This window comes from Parasedimentitalea psychrophila (genome assembly GCF_030285785.1).
In the GTDB taxonomy this organism is placed as follows: Bacteria; Pseudomonadota; Alphaproteobacteria; order Rhodobacterales; family Rhodobacteraceae; genus Parasedimentitalea; species Parasedimentitalea psychrophila.
The window spans coordinates 47,329-69,469 of the sequence record NZ_CP127247.1 but is presented as its reverse complement, the minus strand read 5'-3'; the positions used below and the strand labels follow the sequence as shown (position 1 = coordinate 69,469).

Below are 22,141 nucleotides of genomic sequence, written 5' to 3'. Positions count from 1 at the left end.
TACAAAGAAGAAGCTGGGAGATGTGCCATGGGTGATCGGGTCGAGATTTTTGAAGTGGGGCCGCGCGATGGTCTGCAGAACGAAAAACGTGAAATCCCCGTCGCCGAGAAGCTGGCATTGATCGACTGCCTGAGCCAGGCCGGCTTTAGCCGGATAGAGGTGGCCAGCTTTGTGTCGCCAAAAAAAGTGCCGCAGATGGCTGGCAGTGGCGAGGTTCTGGCGGGGATCAAGCGGGCCGAGGGGGTGCGCTATGCGGCGCTGACGCCCAATATGCGTGGGTATGATGCGGCGGTGACGGCGCAGGCCAGCGAAGTGGCGGTGTTTGCCTCGGCCTCCGAGGGATTCTCCATGGCCAATATCAATGCCACAATCGCCGAGTCGATCGAGCGGTTTGAGCCGATACTGGAGGCGGCACGGCACGTCGATCTGCCGGTGCGGGGCTATATATCCTGCGTCACCGACTGTCCCTATGACGGGGCCACGCCACCGGAAAAAGTGGCGGAAATGGCCGACCGGTTGTTTGCGCTGGGCTGTTATGAAATTTCGCTGGGCGATACTCTGGGGCAGGCAACACCGGATTCGGTGGCGCGGATGTTGCTGGCGGTGCGCGAGGTGGTGCCTGCGACCCGCCTGGCTGGACATTTCCACAATACCTCGGGCCGGGCGATGGATAACATTGATGCGGCCCTGTCGATGGGCGTGCGGGTGTTTGATGCAGCGGTTGGTGGCCTTGGCGGTTGTCCCTTTGCGCCGGGGGCTGCGGGCAATGTTGCGACCGAACTGGTGCATGAGCACCTGACAAGGCTGGGATATGACACCGGCCTGGATCTGGATATCCTGCTGCAGGCAGCGGATATGGCGCGCGCCATGCGCGGCAGCTAAGCCCGGCGTTGCAGTCGTAATTTCAACAAAACGAGACCTTAGATGTTCAACACCATTACCTTGATCACCGATGCGCGCGGGGTGGCGACGCTGACCCTGAACCGTGCGGAAAAACACAATGCCATGTCCGGCGAGATGATCGCCGAGTTGACCGAGGCTGCGCAGCAGCTCTCGGTGGATGATGCGGTGCGGGTGGTTGTCCTGACCGGAGCAGGCAAGAGTTTCTGTGCCGGTGGCGATCTGGGTTGGATGCGGCAGCAGATGGCGGCGGATTCGGCGACCAGGTTTGTCGAGGCGCGCAAACTGGCCGAAATGTTGCAGGCTCTGAACACCCTGCCCAAGCCAATGATCGGCGCCTTGCAGGGCAATGCCTTTGGCGGCGGTGTTGGTATGGCCTCGGTCTGCGATGTTGCCATCGGTGTCGATCACCTGAAAATGGGGCTGACAGAAACCAAGCTGGGTATCATTCCGGCGACAATCGGCCCCTATGTCATCGCCCGGATGGGGGCGGCAAAGGCGCGCAGGGTGTTCATGTCTTCGCGCCTGTTCGGGGCCGGGGAGGCGGTTGAATTGGGGCTCTTGGCACGGGCGGTGCCGGCGGATCAACTGGCCGAATCTGTCGAGGCCGAGGTTGCGCCCTATTTGAACTGCGCCCCCGGAGCGGTTGCCGCCGCAAAGCAGTTGGCCCGCGATCTGGGTCCGAAAATTGACGACTCGGTCATCGACCACACGATCAAAGCGCTGGTTGACCAATGGCAGACAGAGGAAGCTGAACACGGAATTGGAGCGTTTTTTGACCGCTGTAAGCCGCGCTGGCAGTCCTGAAAACCTGACACAAATATGCGCCTTTGACACAGAGCCATGCAAGCAAGGGATTTACGGTGAATGCACCATTTCCTTATTAAAACAATAAGGATTAGCTGCGATTGTGTGGCAAGGCGGCTGCAATTCACAACCCTTTCATCATTAACAATGCCTTGGTTGACGCTGGCAAATCGCGAGAGTAGACACGGCTCAAGTCAACACGCCAATTGACCTCGCGCGGCGAAAAGCGCGCAGGAAAGGAGCCACTCGTGGAAGAGATGTTGCGGGAATACCTCCCGATCCTAGTGTTTCTGGCCGTCGCAACCGGTCTTGGAATTGTCCTTATTCTAGCCGCCGTAGTGCTGGCTGTACGCAATCCCGACCCAGAAAAAGTAAGTGCTTACGAATGCGGTTTCAATGCCTTCGATGATGCACGGATGAAATTTGATGTCCGGTTTTACCTGGTATCGATTCTTTTCATCATCTTTGATTTGGAAATCGCGTTTCTGTTTCCCTGGGCCGTCGGCTTCAAGGACATCAGCATGACCGGTTTCTGGTCGATGATGGTGTTTCTGGGGGTTCTGACCATCGGCTTTGCCTATGAATGGAAAAAAGGGGCCCTGGAATGGGAATGATGACCGGAGCCAATACGGCAGGTATCGACAAAGAGGTGGCCACGCAGGCGCTGAATGCCGAGCTGCAGGACAAAGGTTTTCTGCTGACCTCGGCCGAGGATATCGTCAACTGGGCCCGCACCGGGTCACTGCACTGGATGACCTTTGGTCTGGCCTGCTGCGCGGTTGAAATGATGCATACCTCGATGCCGCGGTATGACGCCGAGCGTTTCGGCATTGCGCCGCGGGCCTCTCCGCGTCAGTCGGACGTGATGATCGTGGCAGGGACGCTGACCAACAAGATGGCCCCGGCACTGCGCAAAGTTTACGACCAGATGCCCGAGCCGCGTTATGTGATCTCGATGGGGTCCTGCGCCAATGGCGGTGGTTACTACCACTACAGCTATTCAGTTGTGCGCGGCTGTGACCGTGTTGTGCCAGTCGATATCTACGTCCCGGGTTGCCCCCCGACCGCCGAGGCGCTGCTGTACGGTCTGATGCAGTTGCAACGCAAGATTCGCCGCACTGGCACCCTGGTGCGCTGATCGGCGCTGAGTTGGAGAAAATTTAGATGACTGACGCGCTGAGAGAGCTTGGCTCATACCTGGAGCAGAAACGCCCCGATTGCATATTGGGGTGGGACATTTCCCATGATGAGCTGAACGTTGATGTGGCTCCGGCCAACATCACCGGCTTTGTTGAGTTCCTGACGACCGACCGCACCTGCAAATTCTCGTCGCTGGTGGACATCACCGCTGTCGACTATCCGGACCGGCCCAAGCGGTTTGACGTGGTCTATCACTTCCTGTCGATGTACCAGAACCACCGCATCCGGTTGCGGCTGTCGGTACGCGAAGATGAAATGGTGCCGTCGATTGTTGACGTGCACCCATCGGCCAATTGGTTCGAGCGGGAAGTCTACGATATGTTTGGCATATTGTTCTCGGGCCACCCGGACCTGCGCCGGATCCTGACCGACTATGGCTTTCGCGGCCACCCGCTACGCAAGGATTTCCCCACCTCCGGCTATACCGAGGTTCGCTATGACGAGGCGCAAAAGCGTGTTGTCTATGAACCCGTCAACCTGGTGCAGGAATACCGTCAGTTTGATTTCATGAGCCCATGGGAGGGTGCCGAATACATCCTGCCCGGCGATGAGAAGAAAGAGGAGGCGAAATGATGGCCGACTCCAAAGGTTTCGAAGACGCCCAAACCGGCGAACAGAAGATCCGTAACTTCAACATCAACTTTGGCCCCCAGCACCCCGCCGCCCACGGTGTGTTGCGCATGGTGCTGGAGCTGGACGGCGAGATTGTGGAACGGGCTGACCCGCATATCGGGTTGCTGCACCGTGGCACCGAAAAGCTGATGGAAAGCCGCACCTACCTGCAGAACCTGCCCTATTTTGACCGCCTCGACTATGTGGCGCCGATGAACCAGGAACATGCTTGGTGTCTGGCGATTGAGAAGCTGACCGGCGTTGAGGTGCCACGTCGCGGCTCGCTGATCCGGGTGCTCTACTCGGAAATCGGTCGTATCCTCAACCACCTGCTGAACGTCACCACTCAGGCGATGGATGTGGGGGCGCTGACACCGCCGCTCTGGGGCTTTGAAGAGCGCGAAAAGCTGATGATCTTCTACGAGCGCGCCAGTGGCGCCCGGTTGCACGCGGCCTATTTCCGCCCCGGCGGTGTGCACCAGGATCTGCCCGATGCGCTGATCGACGATATCGAAGCCTGGAGCCACACATTCCCGGCACGGCTGCAAGATATCGACGACCTGCTGACCGAAAACCGGATCTTCAAGCAGCGCAACTGCGACATCGGCGTGGTCAGCGAACAGGATATTCTGGACTATGGCTTCTCGGGCGTGATGGTGCGGGGCTCCGGTATGGCCTGGGACCTGCGTCGTTCGCAGCCCTATGAATGCTATAGCGAGTTTGAGTTCGAAATTCCGATCGGCAAGAACGGCGACTGTTACGACCGCTACCTGTGTCGAATGGAAGAAATGCGCCAGTCGATCTCGATCATCCGCCAGTGCATCGCCAAGCTGCGCGACTGTCCCGGTGACGTTCTGGCCCGTGGTAAACTGACACCGCCAAAACGCGGCGACATCAAGACCTCGATGGAGAGCCTGATCCACCACTTCAAGCTCTATACCGAAGGTTTCCACGTGCCCGCCGGCGAGGTCTACGCCTGTGTCGAGGCGCCCAAGGGTGAATTCGGCGTCTATCTGGTGGCGGATGGGTCGAACAAACCTTACCGTGCCAAGATCCGCGCGCCGGGCTTCCTGCACCTGCAGGCGATGGACTATATCGCCAGCGGCCACCAGTTGGCTGACGTTGCTGCCATCATCGGCACCATGGATGTCGTATTCGGGGAGATTGACCGTTGATCAGCCCCTCTTTTTCCCGGCTTCTTTTTGCTAAAACTACTCCCGCCGGAGGCATCCTCGTGGCCACCAATCACAGAAAGACGAATTGATGCTGCGCCGTCTTCACGCTGACCAACCCGATAGCTTTGCCTTTACCCCAGCCAATCTGGCCTGGGCCGAAGGTCAAATCACCAAATACCCCGATGGCCGTCAGGCCTCGGCGGTCATTCCGCTGTTGTGGCGGGCTCAGGAACAAGAGAGCTGGTTGTCGAAACCCGCCATCGAACTGATCGCCGACATGCTGGGTATGGCCTATATCCGTGTGCTCGAAGTGGCCTCGTTCTACTTCATGTTCCAGCTGCAGCCGGTTGGCACGGTGGCCCATATTCAGATCTGCGGCACCACCTCCTGCATGATCTGTGGCGCCGAAGATCTGGTGGCGATCTGCAAAGAGAAAATCGCCAACAAGCCACATGAAGTGTCGGCTGATGGCAGATTCTCCTGGGAAGAGGTCGAGTGTCTCGGCTCCTGCACCAATGCGCCGATGGCGCAGATCGGCAAGGACTACTACGAGGATCTGACCGCCGACGGCTTTGCCACACTGCTGGACGATCTGGCCGCCGGCAAGGTGCCGACACCGGGTCCACAGAATGGTCGCTACAGCTCCGAGCCACTGTCCGGCCTGACCACATTGCAGGACTATGAGAGCGGCAAGGCCAAGTATAACGCAAGCGTGCAACTGGCCACGGATCTTGGCGATACCGTCAAGCGTATTCAGGGCGACGAAGTGCCTCTGCTGACTCCTTGGGTTGGTAAGAACGGTGTTGTCGCGGGACGGGCGGCCGAGGCGCCGACGCCGCCAGCGCCGGCAACTCCAAAACCTGCAGCCAAGCAGGCCGAAGAGGCCAAAAAGGCCGCTGCCTCCAAGGCCGTCGCAGCGACTGTTGCCGAAGTTGAGCCCGAAGTGCTGAAGGCGGCCCGCAACGGCAAGCCGGATGATCTGAAGCTGCTGAAAGGGGTCGGCCCCAAGCTGGAGCAGACCCTGAACGAGCTGGGCTTCTTCCACTTTGATCAGGTCGCGGGTTGGACCGAGGCGCAAGTGGCCTGGGTTGACGCCCGCCTGACCTTCAAGGGTCGCATCGAACGGGACGGTTGGATCGAGCAGGCCAAGACGCTGGCCGCTGCTGACGAGACCTGATTTGCAAAAGGTGCCAAGGACCACGGCACCAACGACACGTAATCATTTTTCGCCCATTATTCGGGCGGGGACCAGACACACAGGACCAAATGAGCACCGAACAGGATAAGGCAGTTGCCCGCAAAGGGCGCATCATCGCAGTGGTGATTGCAGGTGGCGGGCTCTCCGCCATCCTGGCGCCTTGGCTGATCCAAGTGTTCGGTTTGCCCATGCGCTATGAGATGCTGTTCTACTTCGGCGCGCTCGCTGCGTTCATCTGGGCATTGGTTAACATTTATCAACTCTGGCGCTTGCGCCAGGACAGTCAAAGGTAGGCAGACATGCTGAAGGACCAGGACCGGATCTTTACCAACCTCTACGGTATGCATGATCGCTCGTTGAAGGGTGCGCAGGCACGGGGCCATTGGGATGGCACCGCGGCGATCCTCGCCAAGGGGCGCGATTGGATCGTTCAGTCGATGAAAGACTCTGGCCTGCGCGGTCGCGGTGGTGCGGGTTTCCCCACCGGCTTGAAATGGTCGTTCATGCCCAAGGAAAGCGATGGTCGCCCAGCCTATCTGGTGATCAATGCCGATGAATCCGAGCCGGGCACCTGCAAAGACCGCGAAATCATGCGTCATGATCCGCACACGCTGATCGAAGGCGCACTGATCGCCAGCTTCGCGATGAACGCGCATACTTGCTATATCTACATTCGCGGCGAATACATCCGCGAGCGCGAAGCGCTGCAGTCCGCCATTGATGAGGCTTACGCCGCGGGCCTGCTGGGCAAGAACGCAGCCAAATCCGGCTGGGACTTTGACTTGTTCCTGCACCACGGGGCAGGGGCCTATATCTGCGGTGAAGAAACTGCATTGATTGAAAGCTTGGAAGGCAAAAAGGGCATGCCTCGGATGAAGCCGCCGTTCCCGGCTGGCGCTGGTCTGTATGGCTGCCCCTCGACCGTGAACAACGTGGAATCGATCGCTGTTGTGCCCACCATCCTGCGGCGCGGCCCTGAGTGGTTCAGCTCCTTTGGTCGCCCCAATAACGTCGGCACCAAGCTGTTTGGCATCTCGGGTCACGTCAACAACCCTTGCGTTGTTGAAGAGGCGATGAGCATCGGCTTTGAAGAACTGATCGAAAAGCACTGCGGTGGGATCAAAGGCGGCTGGGACAATCTGCTGGCGGTAATCCCCGGCGGATCATCCGTGCCTTGCGTTCGCGGTGAAAACATGCGCGACGCGATCATGGACTTTGATTACTTGCGCAACGATCTGGGCTCGGGTCTGGGCACGGCGGCGGTGATTGTCATGGACAAGAACACCGACATCATCAAAGCGATCTGGCGTCTGGCCAAGTTCTACAAGCACGAAAGCTGTGGCCAGTGTACCCCGTGTCGTGAAGGCACCGGCTGGATGATGCGCGTCATGGACCGTCTGGTGCGCGGCGAGGCCGAGCTGGAAGAGATCGATATGCTGTGGGACGTGACCAAACAGGTCGAAGGCCACACCATCTGTGCGCTGGGTGACGCGGCCGCATGGCCAATCCAGGGGCTGATCCGCAACTTCCGCGAAGAAATCGAAGACCGTATCAAGGCCAATAAGACCGGCCGCATGGGCGCGATGGCGGCGGAGTGAACGGGATGATGGGATCGATGAAATCTGCCAAAATTGTCCTGCCGATTGTTCTGGTGCTTGGCGCTGTCGCCCTGTCGGGCTGTGACAAGTCTAGAAAAGAACGGCCCACTTATGATGGCGTGGAATTCAAGATCAAGACCAAGGCAGTGGACAAGAAGGTTTCGCGGGCGGACTTTATCGTTGAAATCAAGGACGCCGCTCAATCGCTGGACGGGGCTCGTTTGGCCGCCGCTCATGCGGGGGTCAGATACTGTCTGAGTGAGGCCGGCTATGGCACCTCGGACATTATCTGGGATGTTAACCCGCGTGACTCCGAGGCGCAGTTGCGTTTGGTAGATGGCGATGCGGTGTTCCAGGGGACATGCGAATCGTGAGCGGGTTTGCGGCATATCGGGGCCTGCACGGCGCGCTGCTATTGAATAGCGGTGGCAGTGTTGCGCGGCATGGGGGCTCCATTGATCGGGAGAAAACCATGACTCGTACTTTGATTGCCGCCGTTGCTCTTTGCGTTTCAGCCCTGCCGCTTGGCGCGGCTGCCAAACCCAGTTTGCGGGATGTTCCGCAGGTTGAAAATATCATTTTTGCCGCCGCCGTTGCCCATGAGGTCAGCGAATACTGCCAATCCATCAAGCCGCGCCACCTGAAGGCGCTGGGGATGGCCTGGGATCTGAAGTCACAGGCCAATGACCTGGGCTACTCGAACGCCGAAATCCGCGCCTATGTGGAATCGGACAGTGAAAAGGCGCGGATGCGCGCCAAGGGAGAGCTCTTTCTCAAGGCCAATGGCGTTGATTACAGCACCCCTGAAACCTTCTGCGTGTTTGGGCGCGCGGAAATTGATAAATCCAGCGCGATTGGCGCGCTACTGAGGGCGAAATAGACCATGTCTGACCTGCGCAAGATCAACATTGATGGCACAGAGATCGAAGTGGACGGGGCGATGACCCTGATCCAGGCCTGTGAAGAGGCCGGGGTCGAGATCCCTCGTTTTTGTTATCACGAACGTCTGACCATCGCTGGCAACTGCCGCATGTGTCTGGTCGAAGTTGTCGGCGGCCCGCCAAAACCGGCCGCGTCCTGCGCCATGCAGGTGCGTGATCTGCGTCCCGGCCCCGAGGGCCAGCCGCCGGTTGTGAAAACCAACTCCCCGATGGTCAAAAAGGCCCGCGAAGGCGTGATGGAATTCATGCTGATCAACCACCCGCTGGATTGCCCGATCTGTGATCAGGGTGGCGAGTGTGATCTGCAGGATCAGGCGATGGCCTATGGCATCTCTGAAAGCCGGTTCAAGGAACCCAAGCGGATTGTCGACGATCTGGACCTTGGTCCGCTGATCTCGACCACAATGACCCGTTGCATCAGCTGTACCCGCTGCGTGCGCTTTACTTCGGAAGTTGCCGGTCTTACCCAGATGGGCCAAACTGGCCGCGGTGAAGATGCCGAGATCGTCAGCTATCTGAACCAGACGCTGGACAGCAACATGCAGGGCAACATCATTGACCTGTGCCCGGTTGGCGCGCTGACCTCCAAGCCCTACGCCTTTACCGCCCGTCCGTGGGAATTGGCCAAGACAGAAACCATCGACGTGATGGACGCGCTGGGATCCAACATCCGGGTGGATACCAAAGGCCGCGAAGTCATGCGCATCATGCCGCGCAACAACGACGGCGTGAACGAAGAGTGGATTTCCGACAAAACCCGTTTTGTCTGGGATGGTCTGCGTCGTCAGCGTCTGGACCGCCCATATATTCGCGATAACGGCAAGCTGCGCCCCGCAACTTGGGGCGAGGCGCTGAGCAAAGCAGCCGGCGCGATGAAGGGCAAAAAGGTTGCTGGCCTGATCGGTGATTTGGTTCCAGTCGAGGCCGCCTTTGCGCTGAAGCAACTGGTGACAGGTCTGGGTGGCAAAGTTGAATGCCGCACTGACAACGTGCGCCTGCCATTGGACATCCGCGCTGCCTATGTGGGGACTGCGGCGATCGAAGATATCGACGGTGCCAAGGCGATCCTGTTGATCGGCAGCGATCCACGCAATGAATCTCCGGTGCTGAACGCGCGCCTTCGCAAGGCATGGACTAGAGGCGCTGACATTAGCTTGATTGGCCAACCGGTTGATCTGACTTTTGATTATACGCATCTTGGGACAGACCGGGCGGCATTGGGCGCCGTGTTGAAGGGCGATACCAAGGACGCTTTGGGCAAGGATACTCTGGTCATCGTCGGCCAGGGCGCTCTGCGCGAGGCGGATGGTCTGGCGGTGCTGGCGCATGCGCAGAAATATGCCGAACTGACCGAGTCCAAACTGCTGGTGTTGCACACGGCGGCGTCGCGTGTTGGCGCGATGGATGTGGGTGCGACCACCTTGGGTGGCATGGAAGCGGCGCTTGAGGGCGCCGAAGTGATCTACAATCTTGGTGCCGATGAAGTCCAAATCGATGCGGGTGCCTTTGTGATCTATCAAGGCTCGCACGGCGACCGTGGTGCGCACCGCGCTGACATTGTGCTGCCGGGCGCTGCTTACACCGAAGAAAACGGTCTGTTTGTCAATACTGAGGGTCGCCCTCAATTGGCGATGCGCGCCGGTTTCGCGCCGGGTGAGGCCAAGGAAAACTGGGCCATTCTGCGCGCCCTTAGTGCTGAACTGGATGCGACCCTGAGCTATGACTCGCTGGCGCAATTGCGGACGGCGATGATTGCCGAGGTTCCACATCTGGCCAAGATCGACCAGGTGCCGACCAATGAGGGCGCGGCGCTTGAACTGGGCACCCTGGGCAAGGCGGCCTTCCTGACTGTGATCAAGGATTTCTACCTGACCAACCCAATCACCCGCGCGTCCGAAGTGATGGCTGAACTGTCAGCCAACACCAAGGCACGCGGCGCTGAAAAGATAGCGGCCGAGTGATCCGCGCTGCGCTCATATCCCCCTTTCTGCTGGCTGGCTGTTCGCCTGAGCCCGCAGATCAGGCTGCCGGGTTTTCCCCGGTCTATCAGGGTGTAAAAACCAGCCTGCTTGAGGGGGATCTGGTGCAGTTCCACGTGTCAATGACCGGGGCTCGCAAGGGCGACGACATTGATAACTATGCTGAATGCGCAGCCGCGCAATACGCGTTGATCCGAGGTTACGGGTTTGCACGACATTTGCGCACAAATTTAAACCAAGAGGGTGGCGTTTGGACGGCGGATGCTGTCTACACCATCTCGCCCTCCCTACCGCGCGGTCTGCGCACCATCGACGCTGAAGTCGTGGTTGCGGATTGTGAGGCAAACGGAATACCTACGGTGTGAGGACCAATGGCTGAATTCTTTAACACCCCAATCGGAATTTTTGTTCTGATATTGGCACAAGTGCTGGCAGTCGTCGCATTTGTCATGATCTCTTTGTTGTTCCTTGTGTACGGCGACCGGAAAATCTGGGCGGCGGTACAGATGCGACGCGGACCCAATGTTGTGGGGGTCTTTGGCATCCTGCAATCGGTGGCGGATGCGTTGAAATACATCTTCAAGGAGATCGTAATCCCGGCGGGGGCTGACCGCGCCGTGTTTGTTCTGGCGCCATTGACCAGCTTTGTGCTGTCGTTGATCGCCTGGGCAGTGATCCCGTTCAACGACGGTTGGGTGCTCAGTAACCTGAACGTTGCTGTGCTCTATGTCTTTGCGGTGTCCTCGCTTGAGGTCTACGGCGTGATCATGGGCGGTTGGGCTTCGAACTCGAAATACCCCTTCCTGGGCTCGCTGCGCTCTGCGGCGCAGATGATCTCCTATGAAGTCTCCATTGGTCTGGTGATCATCGGTGTGATCATCTCCTCCGGTTCGCTGAACTTTGGCGATATCGTGCGGGCACAAGACGGCGACTTTGGCTTCTTCAACTGGTACTGGTTGCCGCATTTCCCGATGGTGTTCCTGTTCTTCATCTCGGCGCTGGCAGAAACCAACCGACCACCATTTGACCTTCCCGAGGCGGAGAGCGAACTGGTGGCTGGCTATCAGGTGGAATATTCGGCCACCATGTTCCTGCTGTTCATGGCCGGCGAATACATCGCCATCTTCCTGATGTGCGCGCTGATGTCGCTGCTGTTCTTTGGTGGCTGGCTGTCGCCAATTCCTGGCTTGCCGGACGGCGTGCTGTGGATGGTCGGCAAGATGGCGTTCTTCTTCTTCCTGATCTCAATGGTCAAGGCAATCACGCCGCGTTACCGCTATGACCAGCTGATGCGTCTGGGCTGGAAAGTGTTCCTGCCGTTCTCGCTGGCTTGGGTGGTCTTCGTTGCCTTTGCCGCAAAATTCGCGTGGTTCGGCGGACTTTACGTCCGTTGGGCAGTAGGAGGCTGATATGACCCAGATCGATTACACCCGCGCCGCCAAGTACTTCCTGCTGCAGGATTTTTGGGTTGGCTTCAAACTGGGGTTCAAATACTTCTTTGCCCCCAAGGCGACGCTGAACTACCCGCACGAGAAGGGACCGCTGAGCCCGCGTTTCCGCGGCGAACATGCGCTGCGTCGCTATCCTGACGGCGAAGAGCGCTGCATTGCCTGTAAGCTGTGCGAAGCGGTCTGCCCGGCGCAGGCGATCACCATTGACGCGGAACCCCGCGACGATGGCACCCGCCGCACCACGCGCTATGACATCGACATGACCAAATGCATCTATTGCGGTTTCTGCCAAGAGGCCTGCCCGGTGGATGCGATTGTCGAAGGTCCGAACTTTGAGTTCTCAACCGAGACCCGCGAAGAGCTGTTCTACGACAAGAACAGACTGCTGGCGAACGGCGATCGCTGGGAAGCCGAGATTGCCCGCAACCTGGAACTGGATGCGCCGTACCGATGAGCACCCCCAAAAACCCCTTTGAGGCCATGATGGCTCAGGCCCAAGAGATGGCCAAGGCTATGAACCCAGGGCTTGGCGATGTCTCTGCCAAAGGGTTTGAGGCGATGTGGCCCACCATGCCCAAAGAGGCAATGGAAATGATGTTCGGCACATCCGCTAATCCGGATGGGCTGGACGCCAAGACCCGGCTGCTGCTGACGCTGGCCGGGCTGACATGCCAAGGGGCGCAGGCAGATACTGCTCTGCGTCAAACCGTGCGCCACGCCCTTGCGGCAGGTGCCAAGAAACAAGAGATCGTGGAAGCGATCGGACAGATGTCAGTATTTGCTGGCATCCCGGCCATGACCAAGGCGCTAGAAGTCGCGCAAGAGGTCCTGGACGCACAAGGGGACGATGAGTCATGAGCGTGTTTGCCTTTTACCTCTTCGCCATAAGCGCCATCACCGGCGGGCTGTTCACTGTGATCAGCCGCCAGCCGGTGCATTCGGTGCTGTGGTTGATTCTGGCCTTCTTGTCGTCGGCGGGACTGTTTGTTCTGCTGGGGGCTGAGTTCGTCGCCATGTTGCTGGTGATTGTCTATGTGGGCGCAGTGATGGTGCTGTTCCTGTTTGTGGTGATGATGCTGGATGTGGATTTTGCCGAGCTGAAAGCCGAGATGGCCAAATTTATGCCACTGGCGCTGCTGATCGGTCTGGTCATTCTGATGCAACTGGTGATGGCCTACGGTGCTTGGGAGAGCGCACATGGTGCCGCTGATCTTCTGGCGCAGCCGATCCCAGCCGACCGCCACAACACCGAGGCCCTGGGCCTTATTCTATATGATGACTACTTCCTTCTGTTCCAGCTGTCGGGTCTGATCCTGCTGGTCGCCATGATTGGCGCCATTGTTCTGACCCTGCGCCATCGTAAAGACATCAAACGTCAGGATATCCTGGCCCAGATGTTCCGCGATCCGGCCAAGGCGATGGAACTGAAAGACGTAAAACCGGGGCAGGGGCTTTAATCCAATGATTGGTATTGAACATTATCTCACCGTCGCAGCGACCTTGTTCGTCATCGGCATCTTTGGGATCTTTTTGAACCGCAAGAACGTGATCACTCTGCTGATGAGCATCGAATTGATGTTGCTGGCGGTGAACATCAACCTTGTGGCCTTCTCCAGCTTCCTTGGCGATCTGGTCGGCCAGGTGTTTACCCTGTTTGTGCTGACCGTGGCCGCCGCCGAGGCCTCCATTGGTCTGGCGATCCTGGTCTGCTTCTTCCGCAACCGTGGAACAATCGATGTCGAAGACATCAACGTGATGAAGGGCTAAGACATCATGGAAACCATCCTTCTCTTTGCCCCGCTCATCGGGGCTATTATCTGCGGGTTCGGCTATAAATATATTGGCGAGAAAGCCGCGATGTGGACCTCGACTGGTATGCTGTTCCTGTCGGCCTTCCTGTCATGGATCTCGTTCCTGACGTTTGACGGCATCACCCAGCATATCGAGATCCTGCGCTGGATCGAGAGCGGCTCGCTGTCCACCTCCTGGGGCATCCGCCTGGACCGTCTGACCACCATCATGCTGATCGTGATCACCACGGTGTCCTCGCTGGTTCACCTGTATTCGTTCGGCTACATGGACAAAGACCCCCAGTGGAAAGACGGCGAAAGCTATAAGCCACGCTTCTTTGCCTATCTGTCGTTCTTTACCTTCGCCATGCTGATGCTGGTGACCTCGGACAACCTGGTCCAGATGTTCTTTGGCTGGGAAGGCGTCGGTGTTGCCTCGTATCTGCTGATCGGTTTCTACTACCGCAAGCCCACCGCCAATGCCGCCGCGATCAAGGCCTTTGTGGTCAACCGCGTTGGTGACTTTGGTTTTGCGCTGGGGATCTTTGGTCTGTTCTTCCTGACCGACAGCATCAACCTGAATGATGTGTTCGCTGCGGCGCCTACGTTGGCCGAAACAGAACTGACCTTCCTTTGGACTGAATGGAACGCTGCCAACCTGATTGCCTTCCTGCTGTTTGTTGGTGCGATGGGTAAATCTGCTCAACTGTTCCTGCACACCTGGCTGCCTGACGCGATGGAAGGTCCGACACCTGTGTCGGCGCTGATCCACGCGGCCACCATGGTTACCGCCGGTGTGTTCCTGGTCTGCCGGATGTCGCCGCTGATGGAGTTCGCTCCGGAAGCCATGGCCTTTGTGACTGTAGTGGGCGCCTCCACCGCGTTCTTTGCGGCCACTGTGGGTCTGGTTCAGACCGACATCAAACGGGTCATCGCCTATTCCACCTGTTCGCAGTTGGGCTATATGTTCGTGGCTGCCGGTGTTGGCATGTACTCGGCGGCTATGTTCCACCTGCTGACCCACGCCTTCTTTAAGGCGCTGTTGTTCCTTGGGGCTGGGTCCGTCATCAATGCGATGCACCACGAGCAGGAAATGACCGAATACGGCGGCTTGCGCAAAAAGATCCCATTCACCTTTTGGTCGATGATGATCGGTACCTTGGCTATCACCGGTGTTGGCATTCCGCTGACCACATTCGGCTTTGCCGGCTTCCTGTCCAAGGATGCAATCATCGAGAGTGCCTATGCAGGCGGCTCTGGCTATGGTTTCTGGATGCTGGTGATTGCCGCTGCAATGACCTCGTTCTATTCATGGCGGCTGATGTTCATGACCTTCTTTGGCGAGGCACGCGGTGACAAGCACACCCATGATCACGCGCATGAAAGCCCGCTGACCATGTTGATCCCGCTGGGCGTGTTGTCCGTTGGCGCGGTGCTGGCTGGCATGCTGTGGTATGGTTCGTTCTTTGGTCACACCGATCAGGTCGGCAAGTTCTATGGTATCCCGGTTGCCGAAGCTACGGCACATGGCGAGACTGCCACGGTAAGCGAAAGCACCGGACACGGCGATGCCGATACCGATACCAGCCACGGCGAAGTGGTTGCTGATGCCGGTCACGGTGAAGCCGCTGCCACTGGCGAAGCCCACTATGTGTTTGCTGGCAAGCCCGGCGAAGGCGGCATCTACTTTGGCAAGGACAACACGGTTCTGGACGACGCACATGCGGCGCCGGTCTGGGTGAAGGTCTCCCCCTTCATCGCCATGCTGGGTGGCTTGCTGGTTGCGATCTGGTTCTACATCATCAATCCGTCGCTGCCGGGCCGTTTGGCGCAGGCGCAACGGCCGCTGTATCTGTTCTTCAAGAACAAGTGGTATTTTGATGAGCTGTACAATGTAGTCTTTGTTAAGCCCGCGTTTGCTCTGGGCCGGTTCCTGTGGAAACGCGGCGATGGCGATACCATTGACGGCTTCCTGAACGGCGTCGCCATGGGCGTGGTTCCCTTCTTCACCCGTCTGGCCGGACGCGCACAAACGGGTTTCATCTTTACTTATGCCTTCTGGATGGTGCTGGGAATTGTCGCCCTTGTCACCTGGATGTCGATCGGCGGAGGAGCCCACTGATGGACAACATACTGTCTATTGTCACTTTTATCCCGGCACTGGCGGCGGGGATCATGGCCCTGTTCATGCGCGGCGAGGATGAGGCGGCACAGCGTAATGCCAAGTATCTCGCGCTGTTTGCCACCTCGATCACCTTCCTGGTGAGCCTGGGGATCTATTTTGAGTTCGATCCGGCGAACACCGGCTTTCAGTTTGTCGAAGAGTCCGACTGGCTGATGGGGCTGAAATACAAAATGGGTGTCGACGGGATTTCGGTTCTGTTTGTGATGCTGACCACATTTGTGATGCCGCTGACCATTTTGGCCAGCTGGAACGTCTCTACCCGCGTCAAGGAATACATGATTGCATTCCTGCTGCTGGAAACCCTGATGCTTGGCGTCTTTATGGCGCTGGATCTGGTGCTGTTCTACCTGTTCTTTGAGGCAGGTCTGATACCGATGTTCCTGATCATCGGTATCTGGGGCGGCAAGCAGCGGATCTACGCTTCGTTCAAGTTCTTCCTCTACACCTTTCTCGGCTCGGTGCTGATGCTGGTGGCGATGGTGGCGATGTTTGCCGATGCAGGTACCACCGACATCGAAGCGCTGATGACCCACACGTTTGCGTCAAACAGCTTTGAGATCCTCGGCATTCAGGTCGTCGGCGGTATGCAGACCCTGATGTTCCTGGCCTTCTTTGCCAGTTTTGCAGTGAAGATGCCGATGTGGCCGGTGCACACTTGGTTGCCGGATGCGCACGTTCAGGCGCCAACGGCTGGCTCGGTTGTTCTGGCAGCAATCCTGTTGAAGATGGGCGGCTACGGCTTCCTGCGGTTCAGCCTGCCAATGTTCCCGGTCGGATCCGACGTGATGACCGATATGGTGCTGTGGATGTCGGTGATCGCCATCGTCTATACCTCGCTGGTGGCGCTGGTGCAGGACGACATGAAAAAGCTGATTGCCTATTCCTCTGTCGCCCACATGGGCTTTGTCACCATGGGGATCTTTTCCGCCAACCAGCAGGGCATTGATGGCGCCATCTTTCAGATGATCAGCCACGGCTTTATCTCGGCCGCGCTGTTCCTGATCGTTGGGGTGATCTATGACCGGATGCACACCCGCGAAATCAGCGCCTATGGTGGTCTGGTGATCCGGATGCCGGCCTATGCGCTGGTGTTCATGTTCTTCACCATGGGCAACGTCGGCCTGCCGGGCACATCCGGGTTTGTCGGTGAATTCCTGACGCTGATGGGCGCCTTCCAGAAAAATACCTGGATTGCCGCGGTCGCCACGTCGGGGGTTATTTTCTCGGCCTGTTATGCCCTGTACCTGTATCGCCGGGTAGTTTTTGGCGACATGATCAAGGCGGGTCTGAAAACCATGTCTGACATGTCGATGCGCGAGCGGGTGATCTTTGCTCCGCTGGTGGTGATGACCCTACTGCTGGGGATCTACCCGGCGCTGGTCACCGATATCATCGGCCCGTCAACCGAGGCGCTGGTCGCCAATTTCAATCATTCTCTGGCCGCTGCGGATCTGACCGCAACGACCCAGACTGCGTCGCACTAAGGGGGCCCGGGTAGATGATCCAAGCTGATCTCAACGTAATCCTGCCAGAAATGATCCTGGCCGTTTACGCCATGTTGGCACTGCTGTTTGCGGTCTATTCCAGCAAGGACAAGCTGGCGCCGCTGTTGATCTGGTCCACCAGTGGCCTGATGGCGCTGTTGGCGCTTTGGATTGCTGGCAGTGGCAGCGGCACCAACGTCGCCTTTGACGGCATGTTTGTCGATGATGGCTTTGCCCGCTTTGCCAAGGTCACCATCCTGCTGTCAGCGGCGGCTGTGCTGGTGATGGGGCAGGATTATATGGCGCGCCGTGGCATGCTGCGGTTTGAATATCCGCTGCTGGTGTCCCTCAGCGTTGTTGGCATGATGATGATGGTCTCGGCCGGCGATCTGATGTCGCTGTACATGGGGCTGGAGCTGCAATCGCTGGCGCTTTACGTGGTGGCCTCGATGCGCCGCGATAGTGTGAAGTCGACCGAAGCGGGCCTGAAGTATTTTGTGCTGGGGGCGTTGTCGTCAGGTCTGTTGCTCTACGGCGCTTCGCTGGTTTATGGCTTTGCGGGAACCACCAAATTTGAGGGCATCATCCAAGTTGCCCAACACGGTGAAGTCTCGGTTGGATTGCTGTTTGGCATCGTGTTCCTGATCGCAGGGCTGGCGTTCAAGGTTTCGGCAGTGCCGTTCCACATGTGGACCCCGGATGTTTATGAGGGCGCACCAACACCGGTGACCGCGTTCTTTGCCTCGGCGCCCAAGATGGCAGCGATGGGTCTGTTTGCCCGCGTCATGCATGACGCCTTTGGCAATGCGGTTGCCGACTGGAGCCAGGTTTTGGCAATGCTGTCGCTGGCGTCGATGTTCCTGGGCGCGGTGGCGGCGATTGGCCAGACCAACATCAAACGTCTGATGGCCTATTCGTCGATTTCTCATATGGGGTTTGCGCTGATGGGCCTGGCCTCCGGCACCGCGCTTGGTGTGCAGGCGATGCTGATCTATATGGCGATCTATGTCACCATGAACATTGGGACCTTTGCCTTTATCCTGATGATGGAAAAAGATGGCAAGCCGGTGACAGATATTGCATCGCTGAATCTGTTGTCTCGTCGTGAGCCGGGCAAGGCGCTGGCGATGCTGGTGTTGCTGTTCTCGCTTGCCGGGGTGCCGCCGATGCTGGGCTTCTTTGGTAAGTTCTATGTGCTGCGGGCGGCCTATGATGGCGGTCTTGCCTGGCTGGCCATTGCTGGTGTGGTGGCCTCGGTGATTGGCGCTTTCTACTACCTGCGTATTGTCTACTACATGTATTTTGGTGAAGAAGGCGAAGAGCTGGACCGCAATTCATCGCCGGTTCTGTGGGGCTTTCTGATGGCGTCAGCAGCGGTGATGGTGCTGGGGATCATCAATATGTTTGGTGTCGAAAGTGCGGCCGCAGCAGCAGCGGCAACGCTGGTCAACTGAGCGACGGTCCGATACAGAGTTGAAAAAATTGTGACGCGCCCCTTTGGGCGCGTCTCCGTTTGTAGGGATGCCTTCGGCGAAGGTATTTTAGACAAGAAGAAAATGAGGGTTTCATGCGGCAATGGCCGGACGGATATGGGCGGCGGATCCTGGTTGAGGTGGACAGCACCTTGAACGAGGCGGCGCGGATTGCACCGACCCTGTCGGGGCCTGAGTGGATCCTGGCGCGGCATCAGACGGCGGCGCGTGCCCGCCGGGGGCGGACTTGGGTCAATCCCGAGGGCAATCTGTCCTGCACCTTGGTTCTGCGACCTGAGGGGACACCGGCGCAGGCGGCGCTGCGCAGTTTTGTGGCGTCGCTGGCGCTGTTTGACGCCTGTGTTGCAGTGACCGGAAGGTCAACGGGATTTGCTCTGAAGTGGCCCAATGACGTTATGTTGAACGGCGGCAAGCTGGCGGGGATTCTGTTGGAGAGTGCGGGTATCGGTGGCGGCATGAGCCATTTGTTCATCGGCATCGGCGTCAACCTGAGCGATGTTCCGCCGGTCGAGCGGTTGGAAGAGCGGGCCATGCGGCCAGTGTCTTTGCTGTCGGAAACCGGGGCTTCGGTCACCCCGGAAGAGTTTCTGGGGGAGCTGGCAGCGGCTTATGCGCAATACGAGCAGCAGCTTGTGACCTATGGTTTTGAGGTGATCCGAAAGGCCTGGCTCAGCAAAGCGGCCAAATTGGGCGAGGTGATTACCGCCCGTACCGCTACCTTGGAAACCACGGGCACCTTTGAAACAGTGGACGGCGACGGCAACCTTGTTCTAAACACCGCCAAGGGCCGCGTCAAAATCTCGGCCGCAGACGTCCATTTCTAGGAAAGGCAAGGCGCGATGCTTTTGGCAGTTGATTGTGGCAATACTAACACCGTGTTTTCCATCTGGGATGGAGAGCGCTTTATTGGCACATGGCGGATTGCCACCGATTGGCGGCGCACTGCGGATCAGTACTACGTCTGGTTAAATACATTGATGCGGTTGCAGGAGATTGAGGCGGATATCACCGATGTGATCGTATCCTCGACGGTGCCGCGGGTGGTGTTTAATCTGCGGGTTCTTGCGGATCGCTATTTCAACACGCGGCCTTTGGTTGTGGGCAAGTCCAATTGCCTGCTGCCAGTGGATGTTCGGGTCGACGAGGGCACCGCAGTGGGGCCTGACCGGCTGGTGAATACGGTGGCCGGCTTTGACCATTATGGCGGCAATCTTATCATGGTGGATTTTGGCACCGCCACCACCTTTGATGTGGTGGCCGAGGATGGCGCCTATATTGGCGGGGTGATCGCTCCGGGGGTGAATCTGAGCCTGGAGGCCCTGCATCAGGCGGCGGCGGCGCTGCCCCATGTTGACATTTCAAAGCCACAGTCGGTAATAGGCACCAACACAGTCGCCTGCATGCAATCCGGTGTGTTCTGGGGCTACGTTGGTTTGGTGCGTGAGATCTGCTCGCGGATCAAGGCCGAGCACGGTGTACCAATGAAAATCATATCTACAGGCGGGCTGGCGCCTTTGTTCCAGCAATCAGCACAACTATTCGACGCTTTTGAGGATGATCTGACCATGCATGGTTTGCAGATTATTCACAAATACAACAAGGAAAACGGTCTCCAAGATGAGCACTGAACGATTGATCTATCTGCCCCTGGGTGGGGCAGGCGAAATTGGTATGAACGCCTATGTCTATGGCTATGGCAAACCCGGCAAAGAGCGGCTGATCCTAGTGGATCTGGGCGTTGCCTTTCCGGATATGGACAGCACCCCCGGTGTTGATCTGATCATGCCTGATATGACCTGGCTGAAGGAGCGTGCCAACCGGTTGGAAGGCATCTTTATCACCCATGCGCATGAAGACCACATTGGCGCTGTGGCGCATATGTACAGCCACCTGAAGGTGCCGATTTACGCCCGCGCCTTTACCGCCAATATTGCCCGCCGCAAGATGAAAGAGCACGGTCATCCGGAAGAGGCTGTGCAGACGGTCTCGGCCTGGCCCGAGGTGGTCAAGCTTGGTCCCTTTACCATCGGGGTGGTGCCGATGGCGCACTCGATCCCGGAGAGCGGTGGCATGGTGATTGATACGCCGGCCGGCCGTATCCTGCACTCGGGCGATTTCAAAACCGACCCAACCCCGATTGTTGGCGAAGCCTTTGACCCGGATCTTTGGGCCAGTTTGGGCAAAGATGGTGTGCAGGCATTGATGTGCGACAGTACCAATGTCTTCTCGCTTAATCCGGGCCGTTCCGAGGTTGATGTGGGCCCCGAGATTACCAAGCTGGTTGGTGCTGCCAAGGGTATGGTTGTGGCTACCACTTTTGCGTCCAACGTAGCACGGGTGAAAACCCTGGCGGAGGCCGGTGAGCGGGCTGGACGTTCGATTGTGTTGCTGGGACGTGCAATGCAGCGGATGGTGGATGCGGCCTTTGAAACCGGCGTGCTGAAGAGTTTCCCCAATCTGGTGAGCCCTGAGGAGGCGTCTCAGATGCCGCGTGAGAACCTGATGCTGCTGGTGACTGGCAGCCAGGGCGAACGGCGGGCGGCCTCGGCGCAGCTGGCACGGGGCAAGTATCGCGGGTTGCAGATCAAAGAGGGTGATTTGTTCCTGTTCTCGTCAAAGACTATTCCGGGCAATGAAAAGGGTGTGATTAGCATCATCAATCAGTTCTCGGAAAAGGGCGTGGATGTGGTGGATGACAGTTCAGGCATCTATCACGTGTCGGGGCATGCGAACCGCCCGGATCTGGAGACCCTGCATGATCTGGTGAAGCCCAAGATGCTGATCCCGATGCACGGCGAACATCGTCACCTGCGCGAACATGCGCAATTGGCGATCAGCAAGGGCATGGCCAGTGCGGTTGTCGTTAACGGCATGATGATGGACCTGACCGGCGATACGCCAGTGGTTGCGGACTATGTCGATACCGGTCGCACCTATCTGGATGGGACTGTGAAAATCGGTGCCATGGACGGCGTGGTGCGTGACCGTATTCGGATGGCGCTGAATGGCCACATTGTGGTGACCGTCATTCTGGACGAGGACGACGCACCGCTGGGTGAGCCCTGGTGTGATGTCAAAGGCGTGGCAGAGACCGGGCGCTCCAAGGGCGGGCTTGTCGAGGCGCTGGAAAAGGATCTTGACCAATTCCTGAAACGGGCCAACAAAAAGACCCTGCGCGACGATGACAAGCTGGAAGAGGGGCTGCGGCGGGTTGCTCGGCAAACCTCGCAGAACGAGATCGGCAAAAAACCCGAAGTGACAGTAGTGGTGAGCCGGATGCGCTGACCCAAAGGGTCGACATGTGGTGGCCCTTCGGGTCACCGCTGTC

Annotated in this window: 24 protein-coding genes; all 24 read left to right on the top strand. The window is 58.1% G+C overall.

What is annotated here, in order from left to right; all coding sequences use genetic code 11:
* Positions 1 to 27: 27 nt before the first annotated feature.
* The 24 genes from QPJ95_RS00370 to QPJ95_RS00255 all read left to right on the top strand — a co-directional run bounded on the left by QPJ95_RS00370 (position 28) and on the right by QPJ95_RS00255 (position 22,098).
* Positions 28 to 882, top strand: coding sequence for a hydroxymethylglutaryl-CoA lyase (locus QPJ95_RS00370; RefSeq protein WP_270918628.1), 855 nt, complete (start codon positions 28 to 30; stop codon positions 880 to 882).
* A 42-nt stretch (positions 883 to 924) separates the two neighbouring features.
* Positions 925 to 1,707, top strand: a complete 783-nt coding sequence (locus QPJ95_RS00365; RefSeq protein WP_270918627.1) for a crotonase/enoyl-CoA hydratase family protein — start codon at positions 925 to 927, stop codon at positions 1,705 to 1,707.
* 248 nt (positions 1,708 to 1,955) lie between these two features.
* Positions 1,956 to 2,321, top strand: coding sequence for an NADH-quinone oxidoreductase subunit A (locus tag QPJ95_RS00360; RefSeq protein WP_270918626.1), 366 nt, complete (start codon positions 1,956 to 1,958; stop codon positions 2,319 to 2,321).
* Positions 2,312 to 2,845, top strand: a complete 534-nt coding sequence (locus QPJ95_RS00355; protein WP_270918625.1) for a NuoB/complex I 20 kDa subunit family protein — start codon at positions 2,312 to 2,314, stop codon at positions 2,843 to 2,845. The genes QPJ95_RS00360 and QPJ95_RS00355 overlap by 10 nt, the downstream gene beginning before the upstream one ends.
* A 26-nt stretch (positions 2,846 to 2,871) precedes the next feature.
* The gene (locus QPJ95_RS00350) at positions 2,872 to 3,480 is read left to right on the top strand and encodes an NADH-quinone oxidoreductase subunit C (protein WP_270918624.1); all 609 of its coding nucleotides are present in this window, start codon (positions 2,872 to 2,874) and stop codon (positions 3,478 to 3,480) included.
* Positions 3,477 to 4,694, top strand: a complete 1,218-nt coding sequence (locus tag QPJ95_RS00345) for an NADH-quinone oxidoreductase subunit D (RefSeq protein ID WP_270918623.1) — start codon at positions 3,477 to 3,479, stop codon at positions 4,692 to 4,694. The genes QPJ95_RS00350 and QPJ95_RS00345 overlap by 4 nt, the downstream gene beginning before the upstream one ends.
* Before the next feature lie 88 nt (positions 4,695 to 4,782).
* Complete coding sequence (gene nuoE / locus QPJ95_RS00340; RefSeq protein WP_270918622.1) at positions 4,783 to 5,871, top strand: NADH-quinone oxidoreductase subunit NuoE; 1,089 nt, start codon at positions 4,783 to 4,785, stop codon at positions 5,869 to 5,871.
* Positions 5,872 to 5,960: 89 nt separating this feature from the next.
* Positions 5,961 to 6,185: a DUF5337 domain-containing protein gene (locus QPJ95_RS00335; RefSeq protein ID WP_270918621.1), complete on the top strand. Its 225-nt coding sequence runs from the start codon at positions 5,961 to 5,963 to the stop codon at positions 6,183 to 6,185.
* A 6-nt stretch (positions 6,186 to 6,191) separates the two neighbouring features.
* The gene (gene nuoF / locus QPJ95_RS00330; protein ID WP_270918620.1) at positions 6,192 to 7,490 is read left to right on the top strand and encodes an NADH-quinone oxidoreductase subunit NuoF; all 1,299 of its coding nucleotides are present in this window, start codon (positions 6,192 to 6,194) and stop codon (positions 7,488 to 7,490) included.
* Positions 7,491 to 7,507: 17 nt separating this feature from the next.
* A complete protein-coding gene (locus QPJ95_RS00325) occupies positions 7,508 to 7,864 on the top strand; it encodes a hypothetical protein (RefSeq protein ID WP_270918619.1) in 357 nt (118 codons plus the stop codon).
* 98 nt (positions 7,865 to 7,962) lie between these two features.
* Entirely contained in the window at positions 7,963 to 8,370 is a 408-nt protein-coding gene (locus QPJ95_RS00320) for a DUF5333 domain-containing protein (RefSeq protein WP_270918618.1), read from the top strand.
* Between the two features lie 3 nt (positions 8,371 to 8,373).
* Complete coding sequence (gene nuoG, locus QPJ95_RS00315) at positions 8,374 to 10,392, top strand: NADH-quinone oxidoreductase subunit NuoG (RefSeq protein WP_270918617.1); 2,019 nt, start codon at positions 8,374 to 8,376, stop codon at positions 10,390 to 10,392.
* Positions 10,389 to 10,775 (top strand): hypothetical protein, encoded by a 387-nt coding sequence (locus QPJ95_RS00310; protein WP_270918616.1) that lies wholly within the window; start codon positions 10,389 to 10,391, stop codon positions 10,773 to 10,775. The genes nuoG and QPJ95_RS00310 overlap by 4 nt, the downstream gene beginning before the upstream one ends.
* Before the next feature lie 6 nt (positions 10,776 to 10,781).
* A complete protein-coding gene (nuoH, locus tag QPJ95_RS00305; RefSeq protein WP_270918615.1) occupies positions 10,782 to 11,819 on the top strand; it encodes an NADH-quinone oxidoreductase subunit NuoH in 1,038 nt (345 codons plus the stop codon).
* Position 11,820: 1 nt separating this feature from the next.
* Entirely contained in the window at positions 11,821 to 12,315 is a 495-nt protein-coding gene (gene nuoI / locus QPJ95_RS00300; RefSeq protein WP_270918614.1) for an NADH-quinone oxidoreductase subunit NuoI, read from the top strand.
* Positions 12,312 to 12,719, top strand: a complete 408-nt coding sequence (locus QPJ95_RS00295; RefSeq protein WP_270918613.1) for a carboxymuconolactone decarboxylase family protein — start codon at positions 12,312 to 12,314, stop codon at positions 12,717 to 12,719. Before nuoI ends, QPJ95_RS00295 begins: the two co-directional genes overlap by 4 nt.
* Positions 12,716 to 13,318 carry an NADH-quinone oxidoreductase subunit J gene (locus QPJ95_RS00290; protein WP_270918612.1) on the top strand — a complete coding sequence of 201 codons (603 nt, stop codon included), beginning with the start codon at positions 12,716 to 12,718 and terminating at the stop codon, positions 13,316 to 13,318. Before QPJ95_RS00295 ends, QPJ95_RS00290 begins: the two co-directional genes overlap by 4 nt.
* A 4-nt stretch (positions 13,319 to 13,322) precedes the next feature.
* On the top strand, positions 13,323 to 13,628 hold the full coding sequence (gene nuoK / locus QPJ95_RS00285; RefSeq protein WP_270918611.1) for an NADH-quinone oxidoreductase subunit NuoK: 306 nt from the start codon (positions 13,323 to 13,325) through the stop codon (positions 13,626 to 13,628).
* Positions 13,629 to 13,634: 6 nt separating this feature from the next.
* Positions 13,635 to 15,773: an NADH-quinone oxidoreductase subunit L gene (gene nuoL / locus QPJ95_RS00280; RefSeq protein ID WP_270918610.1), complete on the top strand. Its 2,139-nt coding sequence runs from the start codon at positions 13,635 to 13,637 to the stop codon at positions 15,771 to 15,773.
* On the top strand, positions 15,773 to 17,320 hold the full coding sequence (locus QPJ95_RS00275; protein WP_270918609.1) for an NADH-quinone oxidoreductase subunit M: 1,548 nt from the start codon (positions 15,773 to 15,775) through the stop codon (positions 17,318 to 17,320). Before nuoL ends, QPJ95_RS00275 begins: the two co-directional genes overlap by 1 nt.
* Positions 17,321 to 17,334: 14 nt before the next feature.
* Positions 17,335 to 18,774: an NADH-quinone oxidoreductase subunit NuoN gene (gene nuoN, locus QPJ95_RS00270; RefSeq protein ID WP_270918608.1), complete on the top strand. Its 1,440-nt coding sequence runs from the start codon at positions 17,335 to 17,337 to the stop codon at positions 18,772 to 18,774.
* Between the two features lie 113 nt (positions 18,775 to 18,887).
* Complete coding sequence (locus tag QPJ95_RS00265) at positions 18,888 to 19,637, top strand: biotin--[acetyl-CoA-carboxylase] ligase (RefSeq protein WP_270918607.1); 750 nt, start codon at positions 18,888 to 18,890, stop codon at positions 19,635 to 19,637.
* A gap of 15 nt (positions 19,638 to 19,652) precedes the next feature.
* Positions 19,653 to 20,441, top strand: coding sequence for a type III pantothenate kinase (locus QPJ95_RS00260; RefSeq protein WP_270918606.1), 789 nt, complete (start codon positions 19,653 to 19,655; stop codon positions 20,439 to 20,441).
* The gene (locus QPJ95_RS00255) at positions 20,431 to 22,098 is read left to right on the top strand and encodes a ribonuclease J (protein WP_270918605.1); all 1,668 of its coding nucleotides are present in this window, start codon (positions 20,431 to 20,433) and stop codon (positions 22,096 to 22,098) included. The genes QPJ95_RS00260 and QPJ95_RS00255 overlap by 11 nt, the downstream gene beginning before the upstream one ends.
* Positions 22,099 to 22,141 lie beyond the last annotated feature (43 nt).